We start from the raw sequence: 23,639 nt of genomic DNA on the forward strand, positions 1-23,639 counted from the left end.
ACCGTCTTGGGCTCACCACCTCACCCCGGCCACGCAGCTGCGCGGTGATCCGAGGAGATCCATACGTACCACCAGGTTCCCGGTGCACCTCGGTGACCTTGGCCTCCAGATCAGCACGGCGCTGCCGCCGCGGCGTCACCACCGTCGCCGCGGCGCGTTTCACGTGCGCGTAGTAGCCGGAACTGGGCACACCCAACAGTCGCGCCATCCGCCGTACCGAGAACCGCCTGCTCTCCGGTGAGGAGCTGGTGTCGCCGGTCGTGTGTCGTGGGGGCCGGCGTACTTGGCAATCAGTTCGAACCGGGTCGATTCTTCCGCGTCGCGGCAAAGTACGCCGAAGCTTTTACCAGGAACTGGTTGTCCTTCTCCAGCTCGGCCACCTGGCGGCGCAGCCGCTGCAACTCGGCCCGCTCCGCCGGTTCCAGGGGTGTGTCCCCGTGGGCTTCGGCCGCGGCGACCCTACGCTGTTCGTGTGTGACCCAGACACTCAACATCCCCGGGTCAATCCCCAGCTCACGAGCCACCTCGGAGATCGTCCGACCGGAATCGATCACCCGATGCGCAGCCTCGACCTTGTACTCGGCCGTGTACGACCGGCGCTGACGAGGAGGCATGACAGACATCCTTCCAGCAGGAACATCATCCTGCTAACTCGGTGTCCACTGCACGGGGTGAACCTCACCAACGTCATGGACAGTGGACCGTCCATGAGAACGGGCTTGTGCCGATGTCCGTGACATCGCGGCGCGCGGTACTCGATCGCTTGCTCCGTGCAATGCAACTATCACATTGATTCAATCGAGCTTTTGCATGGATCGATGCTTGCCGGATTGCGGGCTGCCTGCCAAGGTGTTGATCTGTGACTGGGGACTTCTGTGGCTGCGTTTCGCTGTGTCCGCAAGCGAGCTCCTCATTGAATCTGAATATCGGGGTTCCATCGCGGAGGGTTCAATTTATATGCTCGCGTTCCGCTCAAGAAAACAGTGTCAGGTGCTCGCGTCAATCGGATCGGTGGTGGTCGGACTCGACGTGGCAGCACCTCCATCCGCCTGTACGGAGTCGGCTGGTTCATCCATGACGGCCCGCGCGCACCTCGTCGTTCGCAGCTCGAACTCCTGTGTCGATTCTCGCCTGGTGACTACTGGCTCTTCGCTGAGAAACAACAGCTGGGATCACGCGTACGGCGTCGTGCATCCGTGGAGCCGAACAAATATTCGGCCACTCTTACCGTGAGCGCCGGGTGTGACTACCTCCGATCGAGGCGGGCGGGTAGTCGGTCGGCGCGATGAGAAAACGCTATCACAACTCGAACTACAGAGCAGGTAACGTGGATTTCACCACCCCTGTGGAGAGAGACTCTTCCAGATTTGCGGGTGCGCCGGCGCCAATGGTCAGTTCTGTCAGCCGTCACCGGCGGGTTTTGTCGTGGCCGAGACCCGGTACCCGGAGCTGGTGAGGCGCGTTGATCGCTGCCATGGCGGCCAGCGCCGGAACTGCCCTCTCCTGCGTCCGGTGTGCATGGCCCCGACGGCGAATCGTGGTTGCCCCAGCAATCCGGCGGGAAGCGCTCCAAGGCCGGTTCTGAACCGCCCGGATGCGTGGCCGACCCCAGGGCCACGTAGCTCGCACGAACACGTGCGGGCCCGGGCACCCAGTCGAATGAACCATGGTCGGCTGGGTGCGCTGGAAAGCCGGGGTGGCTGAGGCACCCCCCCAACCTCGGCCGCCCCGGTCTGCGTGTTCAGGAACCAGCGACGGAGACGGCGCTTCGGCCCACAGGAGAAGTTCGGCGACGACAAGCAACCTGGGTGCTCGCGGCCAGGGATGACGCTGTGGTGGGGCTGCTCTGCGCGCAGGGTGCCCATGCGGTACGGCGGGCTCAAATTGTCCAATTTGGACACTGCGAGCTCGCCGCGCACGTGGCAACTGGGCAGTTCCCTGCGCGACAAGGTGACCCCGCAGGGAGCGGTGGTCTGGCCCGTGCAGCGGCACGTCACTGAGCGGCAGCACGACATGTTCCCGCCCGCTACTGCTCTTCGGCGAGTTCGAGGACAACACGGCTGCGGTGCTGGCGCCCGCCACGGCTGCGAAGCGTGACGGTCGAACCGGTTGAACGAACGATGGGATACCGGACCGCGGGCCACGTGAACATCAGGATGGGCATCCAGTCGCGTGGGCCGCGACGCCAAGCTCGGCGCGGTTCGCCATCCCGTGCACGCCGATCGACCGGCGCACGGCCATCATCGCGGGTAGCCCCGGGATCGAAGATGGGAAGGGAATCTCGTTCTCGGCAGCGGCAACCGCTCGACGGCCGCTACGCTGGCATGCCGGACCAGCCGCTACCCGCATCTGGTCCACTGTAGACGCAGTCATGTGTACACTGCGGATGGCGGTGCACTCGCGGAGCGCTGTTGACAGCGGTCGGGTGCGCATTGACCTGAGAGCGGGAAACGTAGATCACGCATGATGAAACCATTTTGGGGGAACGATGCGAATCGGTCTGTACATCGGAGATCAGGGTGATCTCCAGTCCCAGATCGCGCGGACACGCGCAGCGGCCGAACACGGGTTGGCCAGCGTCTTCTTCAACCAGGTCCTGGCATGGGACCCGGTTACCGTCGCGGCGCTCGCCGGGACGGCCGTGCCCGGCATCGAGTTGGGCACGGCTGTCGTGCAGACCTACCCCCGCCACCCGATTTCACTCGCCGGACAGGCACTCACGGCAGCTGCCGCCACCGGCAATCGATTCACCCTTGGGGTCGGGCCGAGCCACAAACCGTTCATTGAGGGCGTGTACGGCTTGTCCTATGACCGGCCCGCGCACCACACGCGCGAGTACCTGACCGCGCTGCGCACCGAACTGTCGGGCGCCGGCCACGTCCAAGTACCCGGTGCGCTGCCTCCGCCGGTGCTGCTCTCCGCGCTTGGCCCGGTGATGCTGCGCATCGCAGGCGAACTGGCCGACGGTACCGTCACGGTGTGGGCGACTCCGGCGACGATCGCCGATCACATCCGGCCCAGGATCGACGCCGTCGCCGAAGATCCACGTGTTGTGGCGGTTGTGATGGTAAGCGTGACCTCCAGGCCGGACGTGGTGCGCGACGAGGTCGCCAGTGTGCTCGGCTCCGCGTCGGACTTCGCCAGCTATCGGACGCTCCTCGACCGTCAGGGGCAGCGCAACGTAGCGGAGACGATCGTCGCCGGGGACGAGAACACAGTCGCCGCCGCGATCCGTGCGTACAGCGACGCGGGTGCGACCGATGTGCTGGTCAGTCTCGTTGGCAACGACGTCGAGAAGGCCAGGACGCTGACATTGGTCGGGCAACTAGCCAGCTCCCTGTAGGCCGCGCCACACGCTGTTCTGTGTCCTAGGATGTCTGTCATGGAATGCGCGTGTCGTGGGCTGCCGCGATCGGTGTGGTGCACGGTGATCACCGGCGCGAGTGCCGTCCCCTAGCGACGCCAGGTAGTACATATAGGACACTGTCTCGCGGACCCGATGCGCGCAGCCCGGTAGACGCGACCGCTCGCCGGCAGAGGGGCGCGTTGCCGTTGACCGAAAGTACTTGACCGATCCGTGCCGGAAGAGCGCGTACCGGCGACATGGCCTCGTGTGCTTGTTCCATCGACAGTGATCAGTCAGGCTGCGACTCGATGTTGCCCTGCCCCGGTAGGAGAGGACGCATGAAGGTCCGTTCATAGCGGAGCACGCAACCGCTTTCGTCCCTGATGCGATCCGCTTGGATGAAGTCGGCGTCGACGCCGAAGAGCCGCCGGTAGTCCTCGTAGGCCGCGAGGCTGGGAAAGCTGAAGAGGGCGAAAGCCTTGTCGCTGGCGCCTTCCGCTGGCAGAAAGTAACCGTGGTGGATGCCACCGTGCAGATCCACCAAATCCATCCAGCGACGACCGAAACGTTCGAACGCGTCGATCTTCGCAGGATCGATCACGTACTCGACAACACAAGTGATCACGACTGAGACTAGCAACACTCCCTGATCGGCGTGCCAGGACGTGGTGAGCCGTCGTCTCAGTTGAGGTGTGGATGGTGCTCGACCGGGGGTGGGTCGAACGTCGGCATGCCGTACGTCACCGCACCGGTTCGACGCTGGAGCGCCGCGCCGATCTGGACAAGCTCGTCCTCAGCGCCGCTGCAGCAGAGGTGCAGTCCGTACTTCGCCGATCGAGCCTTCCCTTTCGGCTCAACGATCCGGGTTTCCAGGTTGTCGCGGATGGCCACCAGCCAAGGATGCTGACTGGGTCCTGCATGGGCAGCTCGGTGACGGCACCGTGACCCCGGCGTCTCAACCCGGTACCGGCCACCGGGCTTGCCGCTGCCACCAGGATCCGGGTGGCGGAGAACCCTTCCCGCGCAGTCATCGCCTGGTCGATCTTCTGTTGGGGCGCGAACACGACGGGTCAGCTCGGTGACGGCAACACCATCGATCGCCTACCACCCGTAGTGGTACAAGGGATCCCAAGCACGACCGGGGTAGCGGGGGACGCGGCCACTCCTGTGCCCTGACCGGCGGGACCGGCCAGATGTGCGCGGTCACGGCTGGCTGCGTTCTGCGGAGCTGGGGACATGATGGCCTTGGTCTGCTGGACGAAGGCGTCGTCGACGACAGCGTGGCGTTCGTGGCAACGCTGGAGCCGGGTCAAGGTCTACAGACCGTGCTTGCCTCACTGATCTGTGTGATCACACTCCGGGCGTCACTCCCTCCGCTCCGATGTGGCCATGACGGATACTTCGCGAGCTGCTATCGTCGTTGCACGGTGCGGGAATTTCTGTCGTGGACGGCCCTGTCCGAGCTTGCACGACCATCCCGATTGTGTTCAACAACGCGGGCCTTGACCCGCTCTGAATATCGAACGAAGAAGGGCAACGTTATGCGTTTTGCATTCGTCATCATCGAGAACGAACGATCCCGAAAGTCAGTAGTCGAAGATAGAGCTGCGCACCGCCGAGGAATTGAGGAATGGATGAAGCGCGCGGCTGCCGAAGGATATCTACTCGGCGGCGAAGCTTTCGAGACGGAGTCGATTGCGCCGGTGACTATCCGGCGGGACGCCGACCTGGCCCCTGTGGTCACCGAAGGGCCTTTCGCTGGTTCGGATGAGACCCTTGGCGGCTACATCCTCATCGAGGCCGCAGGGATGCAAGAAGCGGTCGAAATAGCGAAGAGTTGGCCAGCCACGGGCGAAAGCCTTGAGGTCAGGCCCCTCTGGGAAGCCAGCTAGAGAATTACACCTGAGCGAGCCTTCGACCAGAGTCGAAAGATCTTGAAGGTGTGAAATGCAGGATTGACGACAATTTTCCATAAAGACGACGCCTTGGATTGCGCACGGTCAGTCCAAGGCGCCGGATCACTCGCCTGTCGAGAGCGGAGCGTGAGTTCCCAGCCGGGATGGCCAGGACCGAATCCTTGTTCCTCGTGTTGGATGAAGACAATGAGATTACCCGCAGCGGCTGCCCTGGCACGGAGAGCGGCGATGATATCAACGAGCGCATCACCGTTTGCGGCCTCCGCTATATATTTGACCTGCACGTCGATGATGAGTAGAGCAGCGGTTGTTGTCATGTCAACACCCTGTCAAAAAAATCGATTCATCGCGTTGCGGGCAGTAAAGTGCTGCACTGCGGCTGGAGGCCAGCTCCCACTGAAATGCGCGAGCAAATGGGGAACTGTTGTACCTTGCTGAACTCTCCGCGTGATAGAAACTTCTTCGTTGAAGGCGGGTCGGGGTTAGTCGTTCTCAAGAAAGTGGGAAGAACTGAGTTCCATGACGGTGCGGACGAAGTGCGCGGTGCGAAGGTCGCGGCTTCCCATGGGCCAGGCGATCGAAACACGGTACGGACTGGCGTCGAGCACAGGCCGGTATGCGATGTCGGCCCGCGGGGCATGTTCTGCCAGCGTTACCGGAACCAGAGCCACAGCCTGGCCGAGCGCGACGACTTCGAGCAGCTGAGAACTGTCGGTCACCACTGGCCCCGCCGTGTTCAGAACTGGATGTTCTTGCTCGTCCTGCCCTGCCCAGAACGCTTGCTGGGCAGGAGTCGCGTTCGGCCCCTGCGGGAACGGCAGGCCGACCAAGTCCCGACAAAACAGCGTGGTTCGCGCGGCGAGCGAGTGACGCGCTGGCATAGCGGCAACTCGCGGTAGGCACGCCAGGGTTTCGATCTCGAGACCCCGATGCTCGGCGGGTGAGCCTATCAGCGCGATGTCGGCACGGCCGTCGCGTACCATTTGCGCTTGCTCACCGTAGCTACTGACGATCATCTCGATTTCAACGTCGGTATTCAACGTGCGATAGGCATCCGCGACCCGACGGAGCAGATCGGTGACGACGCCCGCCTTGGCGGTGATGACCAGAGGTGGTATGCCTCGCGCGGCGCGGGCGGTCCGAAGTATGGCAGCCGAGACCGCGTCGAGTACACGAGTTGCTTCCTCCAGCAGCGTCAGACCGGCAACAGTCAGTTCTACCCGGTGGGTGGTGCGTTCGAACAGCTTCGCGCCGACCCTGTGTTCGAGTCGAAGGATCGCTCGTGACAACGGCGGCTGGGTCATCCCAAGCCGCTCCGCCGCACGAGAGAAACTCAGTTCTTCCGCCACGGCCCTGAAGTACTGCAACTCCCTGACCTCTACACCTGTCATACCGTTTGAGTATAAGCATATGCTCAACTGATCTTTGCACCTGCTCGGTGATCTGCTGAACTGGTACCGCAAGGGGGTGTCACATGGAGGAATGCCAGGCGCGTGTGGCTCTGGTGACTGGAGCGAACCAGGGTATCGGCGAGGAGATCGTTCGTCGTCTGGCGGCAACGGGGATGACAGTCTACCTCGGGGCCCGAGACATCAGTCCCGGTCAGCGAGCAGCTGAGGATCTGAGCGGGGATATTCGCGTCGTTCAGCTTGATGTGACTGACCAGCTGCAGATCGACGCCGCTGTGAACTATATCGACTCAAACTCGGGAAAACTCGATGTTCTGATCAACAACGCGGGCGTTGTCGTGGAGTGGCTGGTCCCGGCAGATCAGGTTTCCGCGTCACTCACTCGCAGAGTCTAAGGATGAATGTGTCGGAATTGGAACGAAACAAAACGGTCGTTCGGGCGTACCTGGACATGGTTTTCAACCGAAGGCAACCGGTGGAAGCGTTTGCTGAGCACGTCGGCGACGCTTATGTGCAGCACAACCCGCATGCGCCGGACGGAATTGAAGCCAGTCGCGACTTTCTGGCGAGTCTGGTCGGGCAATCCGAGCACCTTTCGCTCGAAATCAAACGAATCATCGCGGAAGGCGATCTGGTCGTCACGCATGGCCTGATAAAATTCGGCTCCGGTGATCGCGGTTCCGCTTTCGTGGACATCATGCGCCTACGAGACGGCAAGATCGTCGAACACTGGGATGTAGTGCAAGCGGTGCCTGAGAACCCGGCGAACGATAACTCCATGTTCTGAAGAAAGAATTGCGTGCGGCTGAAGTTTTTCTCTGATGCGAACATGGCAGCTGGTGCCCCGGTTCAGTGCTCCATCGTCCCTTGGACACGTCGAGCCACCGATGGGCCTCGATCAAGGAGTGCGGTCGACACTGTTATGAGTGGACCATGCTGATGCTGCCGTCTGACAAAGAATTGGACACGGCACCTACAGTGCTCCAACTCAGAATTTTCTGGGTGTTGTCAGAGGAGTTGCATTTCGGGCGAGCGGCAGCTCGGCTGTACATGAGTCAGCCAGCGCTGAGTCGCCAGCTCAGCGCGCTCGAGCGGCGGCTGGGGGTTCAGTTGGCGGTGCGAACCAGCAGGGTGGTCCGGATAACTGAAGCCGGCGCCGCTTTGCTTCCTGCGATACTTGAGGTACTGCATGCCGTCGCCCGACTGCAGCGTGTTTCCAATGACTACTCAACCGGTTTGAGTGGGAGAGTCGTCATTGGGACTGTGGGTGCGGAGGCGGCAATGGACCATACCACATCGATACTCCAGGAGTTGCGCGCTCAAAATCCCTCCGCCCAAGTAGAGTTGCGTCTTCTCGACGCGGTTTCTCAATTTGATGATCTGATTTCGGGCCGGGTCGACGTGGTGTTTTGCCGACCGCCAGTTCCGGACGGCATCGGTGTTCATCACTTGCGGAGTGAAGCAATGGTTGCGTGCGTGTCCGCGCTCGACCCGCTCTCTGCGCACCCCTTGGTGAAACTCGTAGATCTGGAGGATCGATGTGTGGTTTCGTTCCCAGACGAGGTTCCCCGGAAGTGGCGTGATTTTTGGGCGGTCGATCCGCGTCCAAGTGGAGTGCCGGTCAAATACGGTCCGGTCGTCCGTGACGTCGAGAGCATGCTTGCCGAAGTCGCCCAAAACTCCGCAATCGCCTTTTTGCCCGCTGCTGCCAAGGATTTATTCGTGCGGCCTGGAGTCGTTTACGTGGACGTTGAAGACTTGCCTCTGTGTACGTCGGCGATCGCGTGGCTCGACAAAATGGAAAATGGTCCAGTAGTCAAAGCGGTTCAGGCGGCGCTGAGAAAAGCATGGCCGCACAATAGGGACACTTCAACCCATCTGCTTTAAGTCACATGAAGCGACAGGTAGTTGCCGTGCGTTTCTCGACCGCCAAGGGCGGCGTAATGCGGCTGTGGCGCACTCCTGGCAAAGGGCGACGGCGTCGTCGCCGCAATCCACACGTGCGGCGATGCTGGTGGGATCGATGTGCTGGTCAATCGGAAATATGGCGGAAAGGGCAGGACTGAAGCTGGGTGGACAACTAGTCGGCTCCTGTGGTGCCATCGTAGTAGCACCTCCAAACCCTACTGCCGCTGCCAAATGATCTGCCAGCACCGGCAGCTGACCAGATGCTCACCGGCCAGCTTTCTCGGGTACGAAAGGACATGTCCCGAGTTGTGGGGCCTGTTGAACGCTTCGGTGACGGCATGGAGCACCATCGCGCCACCGCGCCGCTCGGCGCGGTTTCCTTGTGCCGGCGCAGAACATGAATGAACATCGGTGCATCACGGAGACACGGAGCGCGCGGCCGGTTCGGCCCTTCCATCGATGAACGACGGAATCGGCTCGGAAGGCGATACGAAGTCGAAGTGAAGTCTCCTTGTGGCAACATCCTCACCGCCAAGGAAGGCGCCGGCGGTCGCTGGGGGCTCGGGGTGATCAGATGTGACTGTTGTGGACGAGGAGGAAGATGACCAAGATTCCGTTCGTAGTCCACATCATGCGGACGAGCACTCGCAGCGCCGGAGTTCAGCCCGCAACAGCCGTGACTTGGCCCGGGAGCAACGGTGCCGCTGCGAAACCTCGATTGCCGGCTGACTTCACGAGCTGCGGAATCTCGCGTGTGGAAAGCAGAGCTGCGCAGCTGGCAGGAGCACTTTCCATATAGGACGGTGACGCTATGCCGCGAACTCCTCTGCGGGTGGTCGCACTCGGACCGGTCGGTGTGCTGATCGGCGACGTTCATGCGAACCTCGGTGGGCCGAAACCGAGGGCGCTCCTGGCCGCGTTGATGTTGGAACCGCGGAGGGTGTTGGCCGTCGATCGTCTGGTCGACCTCATCTGGGACGACCAGCCGCCGCGGTCGGCCGCAGCGCTCGTGCATACCTACGTGTCCACGTTGCGGCGGGGGCTCGGCGCGGTCGGGGCCGCGTCCGTTCTGGTCACCCAGGTACCTGGATACTTGCTCGATGTCGACCCGGCTGATGTCGATCACGTGGCGTTCGCTCAGTACGTCGCCGCGGCGCGGCTCGCGGATCGGGAGCACGAGTACGTGACGGCAGCCGAACAGTACCGTCAGGCCATCGGACTGTGGCGTGGGTCGGCGTTCGGTGGTGTCGAGGCGCGGTTTGCGCGTGCTCGCGCGGCCGTCCTCGAGGACGAACGCCTGGCCGCTGAGGAAGGGCTCGCCAGGTGTGAGATCGCGATGGGTTTCTTCTCCGCTGCGGTCTCCCGGCTCACCGGGCTTGTGACCGCACACCCTTTGCGTGAGGGGACCCGTGGTTTGTTGATGCGTGGCCTGTATCTCAGTGGCCGTCGGGGCGACGCGCTCGGAACCTACCGGGAGGGCCGTGCAGTCCTGATCGACCGGATCGGGATGGAACCAGGTACCGAGCTGCGCGAACTCCACACCCAAATTCTCGACGGCACGGTGGGCGCGCCCATCCAGCAGACGCCCAGGAGGGTGCCGGTGGCACCCAAGATGCTGCCGCGCGACACCGCCGACTTCACCGGCCGTCACCTGCAGGTCGAGGCGGTGACCGGGATGTCGCGGTCCGGTCTTGCGACACCGATCGCGGTGGTCTCCGGTGCGGGAGGCACTGGCAAGTCCACTCTGGCCGTCCACTGCGCACACCTGCTCGCTTCGGTCTATCCGGACGGTCAGCTTTACGCCGACCTGAGCGAAGGCAGCAAAACAAAGGGCAGCACGGTCGTTCTGGGTAGGTTTCTCCGCGCGCTCGGGGTGAACGGTGCGGACCTTCCGGACGACACCGAGGAACTCGCCGAGCTGTACCGCGGGACAGTTGCAGGCAGACGAATGGTCGTCGTGCTGGACAACGTTCGCGGGGAGGGACAGGTACGCAAGCTCCTGCCCGGCTCCAGCAACTGTCTGGTGATCATCACCAGCCGGTCTCGGCTCGCCGGGATCACCGGGGCGGTGCTGGTCGAGCTGGACACCCTGCCGCCGCCCGCCGCCACCGAGATGCTGACGCGGTTCGCCGGAGCCGAGCGTGTGGCGACCGAACCCGCGGTCGCGGACGACATCGCCCGGTTGTGCGGCGGGCTTCCACTGGCCATCCGGATCGCCGCCGCGAAACTGCGATTGCGACCTCATCTACCCTTGCAGGCGCTCGCGAGGCGGTTGTCCGATCACCGCCGCAGGCTGGACGAACTCACGGTGGGCGACCTGGCGATCCGATCCAGCCTCGAACTCGGCTACAACGAGCTGGCCGACGTGCCACGGCACGCTTTCCACCTGCTCACCTTGCTGGACCTGCCGGACTTCGCCTCTTGGGTGGCCGCACCGCTACTCGACACCACTCTTGACGACGCCGACGAGGCGGTCGAGCAGTTGGTGGAACTACGTCTCCTGGACGTCGCCGGCACCGACGGAGCCGGCCGCGTTCGCTACCGCTTCCATGACCTCGTGCGACTCTACGGCAGCGAGAAGGCGCTGCGTCACGAAACAGCCGACGTGCTCGCCGCATCGTTCCGGCGAGTGTTCGCGGCACTCATCGCCATGGTCGAGACCGCAGCGGTGCGCATGCCGGGAAGCACACTCGCGATTCCACCCACAACGGTGCCTTTGGCAGAGCTCGATCCTCGGCTCGCCAAAGAGGTCATCGCCGACCCGGCTGGGTGGCTCACCGCAGAGACCCCCGCCATCGTGCGCATGGTGGAGCGAGCGCACGAACTGGGCGTCGACGAGGCGAGCACTACCCTGATCACGTCTCTTCTGTCCACGCCATCCGCACTGCGCAACGGGTGCAACGGCTGGCAACGTGCCCTCGACATCGCGCTGACCGCTGCCCGGTCCGCCGGGAACCAATGCGCCGAGGTCACCATCCTTACCGGACTAGGTCAGCTGTGCTTCGAACGCGACGAGTTCGACCGTGCAACGCCATCTCGCACGGGTGGCAGAGGCCCGAGTCTCTCTGGCTGAGGCCGTCGCGCTCGTGGGCCGGATCGTGACCAGGGCGGGTTGGCCGCTGCCCGGTATGGCCCGGCGGCCATCGACCGCGACCACGGCGATCTCGACGCCACCACCACGGCGTTGGAGCGGTGTGTCGAGCTGCACCGTGAGCTGGACGAGCTGCGCGCTGAGGCGCTTGTCCCTACACGGTCTTTCTGTGTGCACCAGGACACTCCGCGAGCTCGAACTGGTCGGCGGCCGCCTCCCGCTGCCACCGAGCACCTCACGACTGCACTGGAGCTGTGGCGTGAGCTGGCTCTGCCGCTGCGGGAGGCCCGCACGCCGCGTGATCTCGCTGCAGCGAGCGGCTCGGCCACTCACTGGGCAGAGGGGCTGCGCATCTTCGCAGCGCACGAAGCCAGAGAGGGGAATGAGCTCGCCGACGTCGACCCTGAGATGTGGCGTCAGATGTCCTACGGCCACTTGCAGACAACCTACAGCCCGGCTTGCAGGGAGTCTGCAGGCGACTCCGTAATGCTACAGGCGGCAAGTAACCAACGACGACGACTGATGGTTATCTCGGCGTGCCGTGCTCGCCGACAGTCACACCGCAGGACGCGGTCGTCGTCGGATAGGTCGGCACTCGGAAGTCGCCGGCCTTGCGAGAGGAACCGCGATGCATCTGAAATCGATTCTCCGCCGTGGTGTCGTGATCGCCGCAGCGGCCGCACTGAGCGGCGCTCTGTTCACCGGGGGCGCCGCCGCCTCGATCTCCCCATCTGCCGACGGCGACATGGGCGCGCTCTTCAACTGCGCCACCTATCCAAGCGACCAGCAGGTGACCCGCAGCCAGGTCCTGGCCCGTGCTCAGACCTGGATCGACGCCCGCGTGCCGTACAGCCAGGCCGCTTGCCACGACAACCAGCAGGGCAGTTACCGAACCGACTGCTCCGGCTACGTGTCCATGGCGTGGGGACTGCGGCGGTCCTTCACCACCTCCGACATCCATCTGGTGTCACACACCATCGCCCGCTCGGACCTGCGGCCGGGTGATGCGTTGAACAACGCCGGCTCGCACATGGCCTTGTTCGTCGGCTGGGCGGACGCGGCGAGGACCAAGCCGATCGTCCGCGAACAGGCCGGCCCGCCCGGCGATCCGACCGCCGAGCGCGTGTGGTCTTCGGCAACGGCCGCCGGGTACACGCCCATCCGGTACAACAACGTCGTCGAGACCAACAACGCACACCCACGTTTTGTGTTCGTGAATGCGGCGGGGGATGTGTTTGCGAAGGATGATCCGTATGGTGCGTGGGTTGGTTTCTTTTCTGGTGGGGTGACGAAGGTGGTTGCCAGTGGTGATTGGACTGGGGTGTTGGCTGGTGGGAACTTTTATGCGAAGCAGGGTTTGTATGGTTCGTGGTTGACGTTGGCGGGTGGGGGTGACGTGCGGGATATCGCTGTTTCTGGTAATCGGTTCGCGTTTGTGTCGGGTGCGGGTTTGTTTGCGAAGGATGGCGTGTATTCGTCGTGGGTCGAGCAGGGTTCTGCGGGTAGTCGAGTGGTGTTGGATGGTGATTGGATCGGGTTTCTTGGTGGTGGCGTGTTTTATGCGAAGAAGGGTTTGTATGGTGCGTGGTTGACGATGTCGGGCGGTGGTGGGGTGACGGATATCGCGATTGAGGGTGATCGGTTCGCGTATGCGACGAATGGTGGTGTTTACGCGAAGGATGGCGCTTACTCGTCGTGGGTGACGTTGGGTGGCGGCGGTACGAAGGTCGTGTTGGATGGTGATTGGATCGGTGTGCTTTCTGGTGGGAACTTTCATGCGAAGCAGGGTTTGTATGGTTCGTGGTTGGCGTTGGCCGGTGGTGGCGGGGTTACCGACATCACCATGAGCGGCGGCTGGTTCGGTATGGCGGCCGGTGGCAATTTCCTGGCCAAGCAAGGTGAGTACTCGAGCTGGACCACTTTCGCCGGTGGCGGTCAGGTCATCGCCACCGCCATCACCTCTGTCGGTTAGAACCGGACTCTGCCCGTTGTGGATCGACCAACAATCACACCTGTTTCCGTCGAAAGGACCGAGAAATTGTCACGCACACTGAAATCGCCACTGCGCCTGCTCCGCGGAGCGCTCGTCGCCTCCCTCGTCACCGCTACCGCCCTGTGCATGGCGACCACATCCGCGGTTGCCCGGCCCGGTGATGCCCCGGCCGCTGAGGACATCGGGATTCTCTGCACAATCCCGCCAGACCGCGACCTGAACGTCACACGAACAGTGCGGCAGGTCGCGAGAGATCTGAACGTCTCGGACAAGGTGTTGTTATCCGGTTTCGAGGCGGGTTGGGTAGAGACCCGCATGAACAACCTCACCTGTGGTGACCGGGACTCGCTCGGCGTATTCCAACAGCGGCCGTCCCAAGGATGGGGGACGCCAGAGCAGATCATGAACGTCTCCTACGCGGCCACGAAGTTCTTCAACGGCGCCATCGCCTCCGAGCGCAACCACCCCGAATACGCCGCGTGGCAGATCGCGCAGGACGTGCAGCGCTCCTGTTGTCCCGACCGCTACGCTGCGGCCGAGGGCAAGGCGCGGACACTGATCACAGAGGTCGGCACTCCGCACTCACGTTTTGTGTTCGTGAATGCGGCGGGGGATGTGTTTGCGAAGGATGATCCGTATGGTGCGTGGGTTGGTTTCTTTTCTGGTGGGGTGACGAAGGTGGTTGCCAGTGGTGATTGGACTGGGGTGTTGGCTGGTGGGAACTTTTATGCGAAGCAGGGTTTGTATGGTTCGTGGTTGACGTTGGCGGGTGGGGGTGACGTGCGGGATATCGCTGTTTCTGGTAATCGGTTCGCGTTTGTGTCGGGTGCGGGTTTGTTTGCGAAGGATGGCGTGTATTCGTCGTGGGTCGAGCAGGGTTCTGCGGGTAGTCGAGTGGTGTTGGATGGTGATTGGATCGGGTTTCTTGGTGGTGGCGTGTTTTATGCGAAGAAGGGTTTGTATGGTGCGTGGTTGACGATGTCGGGCGGTGGTGGGGTGACGGATATCGCGATTGAGGGTGATCGGTTCGCGTATGCGACGAATGGTGGTGTTTACGCGAAGGATGGCGCTTACTCGTCGTGGGTGACGTTGGGTGGCGGCGGTACGAAGGTCGTGTTGGATGGTGATTGGATCGGTGTGCTTTCTGGTGGGAACTTTCATGCGAAGCAGGGTTTGTATGGTTCGTGGTTGGCGTTGGCCGGTGGTGGCGGGGTTACCGACATCACCATGAGCGGCGGCTGGTTCGGTATGGCGGCCGGTGGCAATTTCCTGGCCAAGCAAGGTGAGTACTCGAGCTGGACCACTTTCGCCGGTGGCGGTCAGGTCATCGCCACCGCCATCACCTCGTTCAACTGACACGACGCCTTGATTCACGGCCAGTGCCCGGTCCATTCATTTGCAGGAGATTCCCTTTCCATGAAAACGCGCAGAAAAGGCCAGCTTCTGGCCGCCGTCCTCGTGGCCCTCGGCGCCGCTCCAACGGCCACACCGGTAGCTGCCGCCGCCCCCGTGGCGCCGGCGGTCCAAGAGGACACCAGGCCGCGCTTCGAGCCGAGACTGTTGTCCCGCATACTCAAGGCGAACACCTACGCGCAGAATCGGCCCGGATTCGCCGGCATCGTAGTGCGAGATCGCCAGACCGGAGCGGTGTGGCGCAACTCGCACTCCGGCACGTTGATCTGGGCGTGCTCCACTCCCAAGCTGGCAATGGTAGTGGATCTGTTGCTACGCAACGACTCCGGCGCCATCTCGCTGACGCAAGAGGACCGCGACCTGATGCACCGGATGCTGAACTCCAGTGACAACGACGCGGCCACCACACTGTGGTACCGCTACGGCGGGGAAGCGGAGTTCGCGGCGCGTTTCCCGTCCTACGGCATGACCGACATGCGATTCACCGACCAGCACCCGCACCACTGGGGCTGGATCCTCACCACGACGAACGATCTCGACCGCCTCATCAACCACGTGCTCGAGGAACTTCCGGCCAAGCACCGCGACTACATTGTCAACGAGATGCGCGCCGTTGACGCCAACCAGCAATGGGGCGTGTGGGGCGCGGGAGCCGCCGCCAGCCCCGGCAACAAGAACGGTTGGGCCGACGACAACGACGACGGCTCGTGGTTGATGAACACGGTGGGTTTCGTCGGTCCAGCCGAGCGCTACACCGTTGCCATCATGGACAACACCCAGGTCGTCGAGAACGGATTCGCCATCGGCATGGAAACCACGACGGAGACCAGCAGAATCATGTTCGAGGGCTACTTCCGCTGATCATGACATTTCGAGGCTCGACCGGGCCGTCCTCATCATGTCCCGGTCGAGCCTCCAGGCCGGCCGATGTCGGGATCAAAAACTCACCGAGATGACCGGGCGACCGGTACATCTTGTCCCGCAAGACATACACCGGCTCCGGCCCTGTCGCATGTCTCGGTCTGTCATCACGCCAGTCCAGGCCGGGCTGCCGTGCTACCCGTAGACGTGCAAGGGTTATGGGATCCCGGAGTAATGTCCACCATGGATTAGGGTGTGTCCGTTGCGAACGGTCATCGTCACCATGTCCGCTCCCGGCAGCGAGTACTGCGGATCGCTCTTCCCGGTCAGACCGGGAAGAGCGACCCAGTTCCTGCACCATGTGCCGTCCCGACTGCCGTTCCCGATCGAGGACACTTGTCGTTGGTGCTCGTCGAAGCGGACTGACAGCTGGTGAGCGACGAGACCTGGGCAACTCGACGGGTTTCGCCCGGTTTCCCACTCCGCCCAGTACTGTCCGAGCTGTAGTGCACGCTGATCAGAACCTGGAGAGCTGGCCATGTCCACCGCTGACGCCGAGGCCGGGCGTGCGCCCAGCGCGCTGAGACTGCTGAAGGCGAACGGGCCGCTGCGCGCGTTGTTCACCGCGCGCGTAGTGTCCTATGCGGGCGACTCCCTCAGCCTGGTCGCGCTCATGCTGCACGTAGCGAACACAACCGGGCAGGGCTTGGCCGTCGCGCTGCTGCTGCTTGTCGGCGACTTCATCCCATCGCTGCTGGGGCCGGTCACCGGCGCCCTCAGCGACCGGTTCGATCTGCGCCGCGTGATGATCGTCTGCGAAATGGTCCAGGGTGGTCTGATGCTGGCCATCGCGCTGGTGCTGCCACCGTTGCCGCTGCTGCTGGCTCTGGTCGGTGTGCGCGCCATCGCGGGACAGGTGTTCCAGCCCGCCTCCCGCTCGGCCATCCCGGCCATGGTGGGGGAGCGCGACCTGGAAACCGCGAACTCCTCGATCGGTTTCGGCTCCAACTGCGCCGAGGCGTTCGGTCCGCTGGTGGCCGCCGCGCTGCTGCCGTTCATCGGCGTCCAGGGTGTGCTGCTCGCCGACGCGGGGACGTTTCTGCTCTCCGCAGTGGTCCTGCTGGCCACCAAACCGATGCCCCCGGCCGGCGATCCGGACGCTGAGCACAGCGGCCTGCTCAGCTCGGCGAAGGTGGGCCTGGGCTACATCCTGCGCACCAGGGCGGTCCGAATCATCTCGCTGGGTTTCTGCGCCGTGGTGTTGTTCAACGGTGTGGACGACGTGGCTCTGGTATTGCTGGCCAAGGACACGTTGCGATCCGGCGACTCCTCGGTCGGGCTGCTGCTCGGCGCGGTCGGCATCGGCCTGCTGGTCGGGTACGCGCTGCTGACCCGCTACAGCGGCAAGCTGGCCTTGCCCACCCTGCTGGTCGCCGGGTTCCTCGTCTCCAGCGCGGGCAACTTCCTGACCGGCCTGGCCTGGTCGGTGGCCGCGGCGTTCACCGTGCAGGCCGTGCGTGGTCTAGGTATCGCGGGCATGGACGTCGCCTCGTCGACCATGCTCCAGCGGATGGTGCCCGCAGGCATGCTCGGCCGTGTCTTCGGCAACCTCTACGGCGCGATCGGCGTCGCGGCCGCGGTGTCCTACGTCGCCGGCGGCCTGCTGCTGGACGCGACCAACGCGCCCGTCACACTCATGATCGCCGGTGGCGGCGGTGTCCTGTTCACGCTAGTGGTGGCGTTCTCGCTACCGAAGGCGCTGCGCAAGTACACCAATGCAGAAACCGGGCCAAACCAACGCAATCGTCCCGAGACCGTAGGCCTGCCCGAGGTGCCTGCCATGCACACCCACACCGGCCCCGGCAGCTCGGTCGAGCTGGACTCACCGGTGGAACATCCCCCGCAGTCGAGCCGGGAGCACCGCGAGGATCCACAGTCCGATCGACCGCCGCCAAGCTGACGTCGTCGATACCGACTTCGTGCGCCACCAGGCACATAGCCCCGAGACGCAGTCGAGCCCAGTACACCGGGGATCTCGGCGCCCACGCAGGTCAGGTTGACGCTGCCGGTTGCCGAAGCCAAGAAGTCCGTTGCCGTTCGCCGCCGCGATGAAACCAATGTGGACCTGTGCGCCAGCTGTGGCGGTGGATCTGGCGGAGGGTGTACTTATTCCTGGCGTGCGCTATTCCTCGGCGCTGGAGTTCTGGCGGCTGGAGAACCTCCCCCGTCGTAGCGCCGAGCCATCGCAGTCAGGGTGTCGGCGATGCGGGCGCGCAGGGCCACCGGGGCCAGCACCTCGGCGTCGGGCCCCAGGCGCAGGATGTCACGCACGGCCTGGTCGTCGGTTTCGACGGGGATCGTGACCCGTGTCCAGCCGTCCGGCTCGGGTGTGGCGCTCTCGTGGGCGGCGTGGACGACCGCGGGCTCGGCCAGGTACGGCAGTCGGTGCAGTCCCGTGGGCGACAGGCGCAGCACGGCATGAGTCTGGTGGCGGCGAGCGTCGAAGTCGTTGAGGTACGTCTGCCAGTAGGCGGCGAGGTCGAAACCGGTGGCGCGGTCGAAGCTCTCGTCCAGGACGTGCACGTCACGAAGGCGAGAGATGCGGTAGGTGCGGAACTGCTCGTCCCGGCGGGCCACGAGGTACCACTGACCGCCCTTGGACACCAAACCGTGCGGTTCGATCGTCCGCGACACCTCATGAGGGCTCTCCCAACGTACGTACCGCATGTGGGCACGTCGCTGGTGCCACACCGCAGCGGCCACCTCCGTCAGGTGAGGGATGGGATCGGCTGCCTGGTACCAGGCCACGGCGTCGAGGTGAAACCGGTCCCGCAGGCGGGCGGCGCGTTCGCTCAAATCCAGAGGAAGCGCCGCTGCCAGCTTGAGCCGGGCGTGCTCGGCGGCCTGACCGAGACCGAGATCGGCGGCGACCGCGGGCAACCCGGTGAGGAACAGCGAATCGGCCTCGGCGGGGGTCAGCCCGGTCAACCGGGTGCGGTAGCCGTCGACCAGCCGGTATCCACCCTCGTGGCCTGCCTCGCCGTACACCGGTATTCCCGCCGCGCTCAACGCCTGGATGTCGCGGTAGACGGTGCGCTCAGAGACGTCGAGGTGGGCGGCCAGGTCGCGAGCGGTCGTCCGTTCCCGACTCTGCAGCAACAGGAGAATCGACATCAGACGGCTCGCGCGCACATCGAGATTCTCTCAAACTCCACTGACCGCCGATGTCAGTGGACCGGGTCTACCGTCCTGGCCCATGAGAATCGATGTCAACGAATTCGCCGGACGCTATGTCGCCGTGTGGAACGAGGCCGACCCCGACCGGCGTCACTCGGGCATTGCCGGGCTGTGGGCGGAGGACGGCGTGCAGTTCACCGACACCGGCGAGTACCGAGGGCACTCGGCCCTGCAGGCGCGGGTCACCGAGGCTCACCAGCAACTGGTCGAGCAGGGCGGGTTCGTTTTCCGAGCCGCAGGGGACACCGTCGGCCACCACGACGCGATCCGCTTCACCACGTACATGGTGCCCGCCCACGGCGGTGAGATCGCCTGGACCGGGTTCGTCTTCGTCCGGCTGGACGAAGACGGGCGGATCCTGCAGGACTATCAGTTCGGTGATGCGCCGACCGCCGGTGTGGCCACGGGGAACCCGCCAGGGACCAGGGCGGTCATGGAGGAGTTCCTGCGCCGAAGCGGAAAGGGACATCCCGAGCACATCGCCGAGCTGTACGCACCGAAGGTCGACTGGCGAGTCGACTGGCCGACCGAGAACCACCCCATCGTGCCCTGGATCCGCCCCCGGTCCACCCGAGCCGACGTCGCCGACCACTTCCACACGTTCAGCCAGCACTGCCCACCCGCCGAGGGCCACGTGTCGATCGACCACCTCATGGTCGACGGGATCAACGCCGTTCTGATCGGCACAAGCTCGCAGATGGTCAAGTCGACCGGCAAGCGTTTCGTCATGACGTTCGCGCTGCATCTCACCGTTGAGGACGGTCTGATCACCCGGCACCACATGTACGAGGACAGCCTCACGGTCGCCGAAGCGTTCGACCGGTCCTGACGGTATCTCCAGACCGGCATGCCCGACTAAGAGTCCGGCTACTCGTCCCCGCGTCCACGGCATCACGCTGTACACCGTCCGACGCTTGGCGGCGATCCCCTCGATGCCCTGCCCTACCGCACTCCCAACTTCCGAACGCGCTCGACTCCGGTGCTGTCGGGCAGGCTCAGCGGTTGCCCATAGAGGCTTCCATCCAATCTCTCACGAGTTCACGAATTCTGAGGTGGTCTTCGTCGGGAACCGAAGCGGTGGTGGTCGCTCATGAGAGTGGGCGAGTACTCCAGTTCGCGAACCGGTAGTCGCCGGTGGTGCGATCACCCATTGGAAGGTTGCCGGGCCTTCCGGTTCCTGCATGGTTACCTGTTCGTCGATGAGCAGGGTGAGGCCGGCTTGCCGGAGCAGTTCGCTGTTGGTCGCTGGGTCATGACTGCTGAAGTACACGGGGCGCCGAGCCAGTTGTTTCGACACCGTCGGTACTCCCGCAGGCCAAAGCAGCGGGAAACCACCCGCCGGGGCGCAGCCAGCGGGTGATCCTGGTGAAGAGAGCGGCGTGCGGTCGCCGGGGGATGTGGCCGATGGAGTAGAAGGCTGTCACGGCGTCGAAACTGCCAGTGGGGAGGTCCAGAGCGGTCATGTCCTCTTTGACGAACCGGGCTCGGGGAACCATACGGCTCATTTGCCCGGCAGGCCCGCGACTTGGTTGTCGAACCAGGTCTCGATCGCGGTCGCCTGACCCCACGTCTACCCGGAAGAAGGCGTGACCAGGGGTTCCGCGGCCCGAGGAACTCGTAAGCGTTCTGACAGTGCGCGATGGGTTCCTGGTGACGGTCGGGTGGAAGTGGGGTCAGCCGAGACGACGGCCCGAGTAGCCGGACCTGGCCGGCCTGCCGTCCAGAACACCGGCCCGAGTAGCCGGACCTGGCCGGCCTGCCGTCCAGAACACCACGCATCGACTGGGGGAAGCCGAAGAACGGCGCCGACGCAACGTTGTCCCCCTTGAAAACGACCCTCACGAGGGCATGTTCATCCCGTCCGCGCGCCTGGCAGACTCCGGGCACTATCCGTCAGATACGGCAAGAACCGCTGTGCGACGGCCCGGTCGGCGATGACGGCGACCACGCTTCGGGGACGCATGTCCGCCGCGCGTAAACGGGCCAGCGCGACGTCGGGCCGTACGGCGCTTGCCAACAAACCAGGCACGAGTGTGACGCCGAGTCCTGCCGCCACGAGGCCCTGTTTCGCGGTCCACTCCTGTACGACGTACCGCACTACTGGCCGGAAACCCGATCGCAGGCACGCACCGATCAGTGTGTTCTCGACGCTGGTCGAGCCGGCGATCCAGTTCTCCGTCGCCAGTTCCGCGAGCCGTACCGTTTTGCGATGCGCCAGCCGGTGCCCGTGCGGCAGGGCCACGAACTGCGGGTCGGCCAGCAATTCATGAGTGGTCAGGCCGTCGAGGATCGGCCCCTGGTGGACTACCGCGACGTCCAGTTCACCCGCGCGCAGCCGGGCCGCGAGGTGTGCGGTCAGACCGTCCGAAACAGACAACTCGACGTGCGGGAAGTCCCGGCGGAACGCGACCACGGCCGGCGGGACCAGCGCGGTCGCCGCCGTGGCGAACGTCCCGATACGCAGCCGGCCGCCGTCAAGATCCCGAATCGCCGTCAGCTCCCGGCGTGCCATGTCGAGCCGGTCGAGCACGGCCTCCGCGTGGGCGAGGAGCACACGGCCCTCCTCGGTCAGCCGCACTCCACGGGCCTGCCGGTCGAACAAGGCCACCCCAAGGCCCTCCTCCAGCACCGCGATCTGCCGGGAGATCGCGGACTGCGTGTACCGCAGGGATTTCGCGGCCGAGGTGAACGAGCCGAGCGTGGCGACGGCACGAAAGACGGTGAGCCGGGCGGTGTCCATACCCATGAGCGTAGGTGATCGCTGCCATGCGAATCATTCGCTTGTCGCATGCCCTGGCCCGGCTTACGGTCAGGTCGTGAAAATCGCGTTTCTCGGCCTCGGCACGATGGGCCTGCCTATGGCGACCCGCCTCGTGGCGGCCGGCCACGACGTCACCACCTGGAACCGGAGTCCAGGCCGCACCGTCTCCGGCGCGGCGAGCGCGACCAGTCCCAGGGCGGCGGCCGAAGGCGCGGAGGTCGTCATCACGATGCTCTCCGGGCCCCCGGCTGTCGAGGAGGTCGTGCTCATGGCCGGCCTCGAGTCCACCACCGTGCTCGTGGAGATGTCCACCATCGGTCCGGACGCCGTCACCGAACTCGCGGGCAAGGTCGCGGGTCGGCTGGTGGCCGCACCCGTCGGTGGCAGCGTCGGCCAGGCCCGGGCGGGCAAATTGGTCGTGTTCGCGGGCGGCGACCTGGCCGGCGTGGACACGGTGCTGGGGGTGTTCGGCACCGTCGTGCCGTTCCCGGACGCCCGGTCCGCGGCGGCCGCGAAGCTCGTGGTCAACACCGCGCTCGTCGGTGGGCTCGCGTTGCTGGGTGAACTTCGCGAGCTTGCCGCCCGGCTCGACGTCTCGGCCGACGCGTTGCTGGCGGCGGGTCCGATGGGCCAGTTCGTCACCCGCGCCACCGGAGCCGATGCGCACTTCACGACTGCCCTGGCCACGAAGGACCTCACCCTCCTCGGCGACCGAGCGGGACCGCTCACGATCACGGCACTCGCTCGGCTAGCCACCATCCCGCCGGACGCCGAACTCGGCGTGCTGGCCGACCCACGAGGCAGACCATGACCGTCACCTTCCACAACCCACCTGCCGTCCCCCCGCCCCCCGCGGCCTATTCCAACCTCGCCGAGATCGACCTCGGCGGTGCCCGGCTACTGGTGCTCGCCGGACAGATCGCACTCGACCACGACGGCGCACTCGTCGGTGGCAACGACATGCGAGCCCAGACCCAGCAGGTGTTCGAAGCCATCGGCGCATTGCTGGCCGACCGCGGCGCCACGTTCACCGACGTGGTCAACATCCGCACTTACCTCACCGACATGTCTCGCCTGCGCGAGTACGGCGAGGTCCGCGCCAGGTATCTGGCGAACGCACTCCCGACCAGCACGACCGTGGAGGTCTCGCGGTTGTTCCGGCCGGGCGCGCTCCTCGAGGTAGACATCACCGCCGTCGTCCAGGGAACGGACTGAGCAGCCCGCATTCTGCTCGGATTTCGCGTACATCGTCGACCGCTTCGTCAGGCTGGCACTGCTGATGCAGGTCGTCGGTGCGCAGAGCGGTCAGTGCCCAGCCGAAGGCCAGCCATGCACAACTAAGGCGTGGTCGCCATCCGGCAGCGAAACGATCGACGCGACGAGGCCTGTGGTGGACGCCTACGCTGTCACGGCCTGCATCTGCGGCACGGACCTGGATCCGCGGACTTCGATGAGTTGCTTCCGCGTCGGCTGTCCGAAAGGCGTCCCGTCCGCTCACGGGGTTCGGCCATCGCCTCGCCGATGGCCGTCCACAGTGGTTCACTCACCGACCCGATCTCGCAGCAGTCCGGCGCGGCGGCGAGGTCTGGTTGGTCCGCCGGTAGCCAGAGCGTCGTGGTTACCGGCGACGTGGTTGCTGAACGTGCGAGGCATCACCGGCGCGCGTCGCCGAGTCTCGTCCTGTCGTAAGTGGACGGTACGCCG

General features: G+C 64.5%; 22 protein-coding genes and 1 pseudogene. 14 read left to right on the plus strand and 9 right to left on the minus strand.

Annotation, left to right across the window (positions count from 1 at the left end):
• Nucleotides 1-13 precede the first annotated feature (13 nt).
• Nucleotides 14-208 (minus strand): annotated as a pseudogene (locus AOZ06_RS62075) (IS3 family transposase); the annotation flags it as partial.
• Between the two features lie 82 nt (nt 209-290).
• On the minus strand, nt 291-623 hold the full coding sequence (locus AOZ06_RS16175; protein WP_083471724.1) for a transposase: 333 nt from the start codon (nt 621-623) through the stop codon (nt 291-293).
• A gap of 1,865 nt (nt 624-2,488) precedes the next feature.
• On the opposite strand from AOZ06_RS16175, the gene AOZ06_RS16180 reads away from it, so the two are divergent.
• The gene (locus tag AOZ06_RS16180; RefSeq protein ID WP_054290151.1) at nt 2,489-3,343 is read left to right on the plus strand and encodes a TIGR03564 family F420-dependent LLM class oxidoreductase; all 855 of its coding nucleotides are present in this window, start codon (nt 2,489-2,491) and stop codon (nt 3,341-3,343) included.
• A 292-nt stretch (nt 3,344-3,635) separates the two neighbouring features.
• On the opposite strand, the gene AOZ06_RS16185 is transcribed toward AOZ06_RS16180, so the two are convergent.
• Nucleotides 3,636-3,971 (minus strand): NIPSNAP family protein, encoded by a 336-nt coding sequence (locus tag AOZ06_RS16185; RefSeq protein WP_054296682.1) that lies wholly within the window; start codon nt 3,969-3,971, stop codon nt 3,636-3,638.
• A gap of 56 nt (nt 3,972-4,027) precedes the next feature.
• Nucleotides 4,028-4,237, minus strand: a complete 210-nt coding sequence (locus AOZ06_RS16190) for a hypothetical protein (RefSeq protein ID WP_054290152.1) — start codon at nt 4,235-4,237, stop codon at nt 4,028-4,030.
• Nucleotides 4,238-4,348: 111 nt separating this feature from the next.
• Here AOZ06_RS16190 and AOZ06_RS62080 point away from each other — a divergent pair, with 111 nt between their 5' ends.
• Entirely contained in the window at nt 4,349-4,522 is a 174-nt protein-coding gene (locus tag AOZ06_RS62080) for an RCC1 domain-containing protein (protein WP_169798931.1), read from the plus strand.
• A 251-nt stretch (nt 4,523-4,773) separates the two neighbouring features.
• A complete protein-coding gene (locus tag AOZ06_RS16195; RefSeq protein ID WP_236952255.1) occupies nt 4,774-5,238 on the plus strand; it encodes a YciI family protein in 465 nt (154 codons plus the stop codon).
• Here AOZ06_RS16195 and AOZ06_RS56300 read toward each other — a convergent pair.
• Nucleotides 5,235-5,579 (minus strand): cysteine hydrolase family protein, encoded by a 345-nt coding sequence (locus tag AOZ06_RS56300; protein ID WP_157233048.1) that lies wholly within the window; start codon nt 5,577-5,579, stop codon nt 5,235-5,237. The genes AOZ06_RS16195 and AOZ06_RS56300 overlap by 4 nt on opposite strands.
• 165 nt (nt 5,580-5,744) lie before the next feature.
• Nucleotides 5,745-6,653: a LysR family transcriptional regulator gene (locus tag AOZ06_RS16200; protein WP_054290154.1), complete on the minus strand. Its 909-nt coding sequence runs from the start codon at nt 6,651-6,653 to the stop codon at nt 5,745-5,747.
• A gap of 83 nt (nt 6,654-6,736) precedes the next feature.
• On the opposite strand from AOZ06_RS16200, the gene AOZ06_RS16205 reads away from it, so the two are divergent.
• From AOZ06_RS16205 to AOZ06_RS16235, 8 genes are all read left to right on the plus strand, one after another.
• Nucleotides 6,737-7,066: an SDR family NAD(P)-dependent oxidoreductase gene (locus AOZ06_RS16205; protein WP_054290155.1), complete on the plus strand. Its 330-nt coding sequence runs from the start codon at nt 6,737-6,739 to the stop codon at nt 7,064-7,066.
• A 2-nt stretch (nt 7,067-7,068) separates the two neighbouring features.
• Entirely contained in the window at nt 7,069-7,458 is a 390-nt protein-coding gene (locus tag AOZ06_RS16210; RefSeq protein WP_054290156.1) for a nuclear transport factor 2 family protein, read from the plus strand.
• Between the two features lie 146 nt (nt 7,459-7,604).
• Nucleotides 7,605-8,558: a LysR family transcriptional regulator gene (locus AOZ06_RS61265; RefSeq protein ID WP_157233049.1), complete on the plus strand. Its 954-nt coding sequence runs from the start codon at nt 7,605-7,607 to the stop codon at nt 8,556-8,558.
• A gap of 832 nt (nt 8,559-9,390) precedes the next feature.
• Nucleotides 9,391-11,652 (plus strand): AfsR/SARP family transcriptional regulator, encoded by a 2,262-nt coding sequence (locus AOZ06_RS16215; RefSeq protein ID WP_083471726.1) that lies wholly within the window; start codon nt 9,391-9,393, stop codon nt 11,650-11,652.
• 646 nt (nt 11,653-12,298) lie between these two features.
• Nucleotides 12,299-13,642, plus strand: a complete 1,344-nt coding sequence (locus AOZ06_RS16220) for an NlpC/P60 family protein (protein ID WP_054290158.1) — start codon at nt 12,299-12,301, stop codon at nt 13,640-13,642.
• A gap of 147 nt (nt 13,643-13,789) precedes the next feature.
• The gene (locus tag AOZ06_RS16225) at nt 13,790-15,019 is read left to right on the plus strand and encodes a hypothetical protein (RefSeq protein ID WP_054290159.1); all 1,230 of its coding nucleotides are present in this window, start codon (nt 13,790-13,792) and stop codon (nt 15,017-15,019) included.
• A gap of 60 nt (nt 15,020-15,079) precedes the next feature.
• The gene (locus AOZ06_RS16230; protein ID WP_054290160.1) at nt 15,080-15,937 is read left to right on the plus strand and encodes a serine hydrolase; all 858 of its coding nucleotides are present in this window, start codon (nt 15,080-15,082) and stop codon (nt 15,935-15,937) included.
• A 538-nt stretch (nt 15,938-16,475) separates the two neighbouring features.
• On the plus strand, nt 16,476-17,897 hold the full coding sequence (locus tag AOZ06_RS16235) for an MFS transporter (protein WP_063810047.1): 1,422 nt from the start codon (nt 16,476-16,478) through the stop codon (nt 17,895-17,897).
• Between the two features lie 206 nt (nt 17,898-18,103).
• Here AOZ06_RS16235 and AOZ06_RS16240 read toward each other — a convergent pair whose 3' ends face one another.
• Complete coding sequence (locus tag AOZ06_RS16240) at nt 18,104-19,111, minus strand: helix-turn-helix transcriptional regulator (RefSeq protein WP_225954818.1); 1,008 nt, start codon at nt 19,109-19,111, stop codon at nt 18,104-18,106.
• An 82-nt stretch (nt 19,112-19,193) separates the two neighbouring features.
• On the opposite strand from AOZ06_RS16240, the gene AOZ06_RS53980 reads away from it, so the two are divergent.
• Nucleotides 19,194-20,003, plus strand: coding sequence for a nuclear transport factor 2 family protein (locus AOZ06_RS53980; protein ID WP_083471727.1), 810 nt, complete (start codon nt 19,194-19,196; stop codon nt 20,001-20,003).
• A 421-nt stretch (nt 20,004-20,424) separates the two neighbouring features.
• Here AOZ06_RS53980 and AOZ06_RS59935 read toward each other — a convergent pair whose 3' ends face one another.
• Nucleotides 20,425-20,679, minus strand: coding sequence for a class I SAM-dependent methyltransferase (locus AOZ06_RS59935; protein WP_054290162.1), 255 nt, complete (start codon nt 20,677-20,679; stop codon nt 20,425-20,427).
• Nucleotides 20,680-21,026: 347 nt separating this feature from the next.
• On the minus strand, nt 21,027-21,914 hold the full coding sequence (locus tag AOZ06_RS16255) for a LysR family transcriptional regulator (protein WP_054290163.1): 888 nt from the start codon (nt 21,912-21,914) through the stop codon (nt 21,027-21,029).
• A 76-nt stretch (nt 21,915-21,990) separates the two neighbouring features.
• Here AOZ06_RS16255 and AOZ06_RS16260 point away from each other — a divergent pair, with 76 nt between their 5' ends.
• Both AOZ06_RS16260 and AOZ06_RS16265 read left to right on the plus strand, forming a co-directional pair.
• Entirely contained in the window at nt 21,991-22,746 is a 756-nt protein-coding gene (locus tag AOZ06_RS16260) for an NAD(P)-dependent oxidoreductase (protein ID WP_169798932.1), read from the plus strand.
• Nucleotides 22,743-23,150, plus strand: a complete 408-nt coding sequence (locus AOZ06_RS16265; protein ID WP_054290165.1) for a RidA family protein — start codon at nt 22,743-22,745, stop codon at nt 23,148-23,150. Before AOZ06_RS16260 ends, AOZ06_RS16265 begins: the two co-directional genes overlap by 4 nt.
• The last annotated feature ends 489 nt before the right edge of the window (nt 23,151-23,639 follow it).

The sequence above is a fragment of the Kibdelosporangium phytohabitans genome (assembly GCF_001302585.1).
GTDB classification, from domain to species: domain Bacteria; phylum Actinomycetota; class Actinomycetes; order Mycobacteriales; family Pseudonocardiaceae; genus Kibdelosporangium; species Kibdelosporangium phytohabitans.

Excerpts from the sequence above, each read along its gene's own strand:
- AOZ06_RS16230 (WP_054290160.1), top strand. The coding sequence starts at position 15,080 with ATGAAAACGCGCAGAAAAGGCCAGCTTCTGGCCGCCGTCCTCGTGGCC.
- AOZ06_RS16175 (WP_083471724.1), bottom strand. The coding sequence starts at position 623 with ATGTCTGTCATGCCTCCTCGTCAGCGCCGGTCGTACACGGCCGAGTAC.
- AOZ06_RS61265 (WP_157233049.1), top strand. The coding sequence starts at position 7,605 with ATGCTGATGCTGCCGTCTGACAAAGAATTGGACACGGCACCTACAGTG.
- AOZ06_RS16205 (WP_054290155.1), top strand. The coding sequence starts at position 6,737 with ATGGAGGAATGCCAGGCGCGTGTGGCTCTGGTGACTGGAGCGAACCAG.
- AOZ06_RS16235 (WP_063810047.1), top strand. The coding sequence starts at position 16,476 with ATGTCCACCGCTGACGCCGAGGCCGGGCGTGCGCCCAGCGCGCTGAGA.
- AOZ06_RS16200 (WP_054290154.1), bottom strand. The coding sequence starts at position 6,653 with ATGACAGGTGTAGAGGTCAGGGAGTTGCAGTACTTCAGGGCCGTGGCG.
- AOZ06_RS53980 (WP_083471727.1), top strand. The coding sequence starts at position 19,194 with ATGAGAATCGATGTCAACGAATTCGCCGGACGCTATGTCGCCGTGTGG.
- AOZ06_RS56300 (WP_157233048.1), bottom strand. The coding sequence starts at position 5,579 with ATGACAACAACCGCTGCTCTACTCATCATCGACGTGCAGGTCAAATAT.
- AOZ06_RS16225 (WP_054290159.1), top strand. The coding sequence starts at position 13,790 with ATGGCGACCACATCCGCGGTTGCCCGGCCCGGTGATGCCCCGGCCGCT.
- AOZ06_RS16215 (WP_083471726.1), top strand. The coding sequence starts at position 9,391 with ATGCCGCGAACTCCTCTGCGGGTGGTCGCACTCGGACCGGTCGGTGTG.
- AOZ06_RS59935 (WP_054290162.1), bottom strand. The coding sequence starts at position 20,679 with ATGAGCCGTATGGTTCCCCGAGCCCGGTTCGTCAAAGAGGACATGACC.
- AOZ06_RS16220 (WP_054290158.1), top strand. The coding sequence starts at position 12,299 with ATGCATCTGAAATCGATTCTCCGCCGTGGTGTCGTGATCGCCGCAGCG.
- AOZ06_RS16265 (WP_054290165.1), top strand. The coding sequence starts at position 22,743 with ATGACCGTCACCTTCCACAACCCACCTGCCGTCCCCCCGCCCCCCGCG.
- AOZ06_RS16255 (WP_054290163.1), bottom strand. The coding sequence starts at position 21,914 with ATGGACACCGCCCGGCTCACCGTCTTTCGTGCCGTCGCCACGCTCGGC.
- AOZ06_RS16210 (WP_054290156.1), top strand. The coding sequence starts at position 7,069 with ATGAATGTGTCGGAATTGGAACGAAACAAAACGGTCGTTCGGGCGTAC.
- AOZ06_RS16240 (WP_225954818.1), bottom strand. The coding sequence starts at position 19,111 with ATGTCGATTCTCCTGTTGCTGCAGAGTCGGGAACGGACGACCGCTCGC.
- AOZ06_RS16180 (WP_054290151.1), top strand. The coding sequence starts at position 2,489 with ATGCGAATCGGTCTGTACATCGGAGATCAGGGTGATCTCCAGTCCCAG.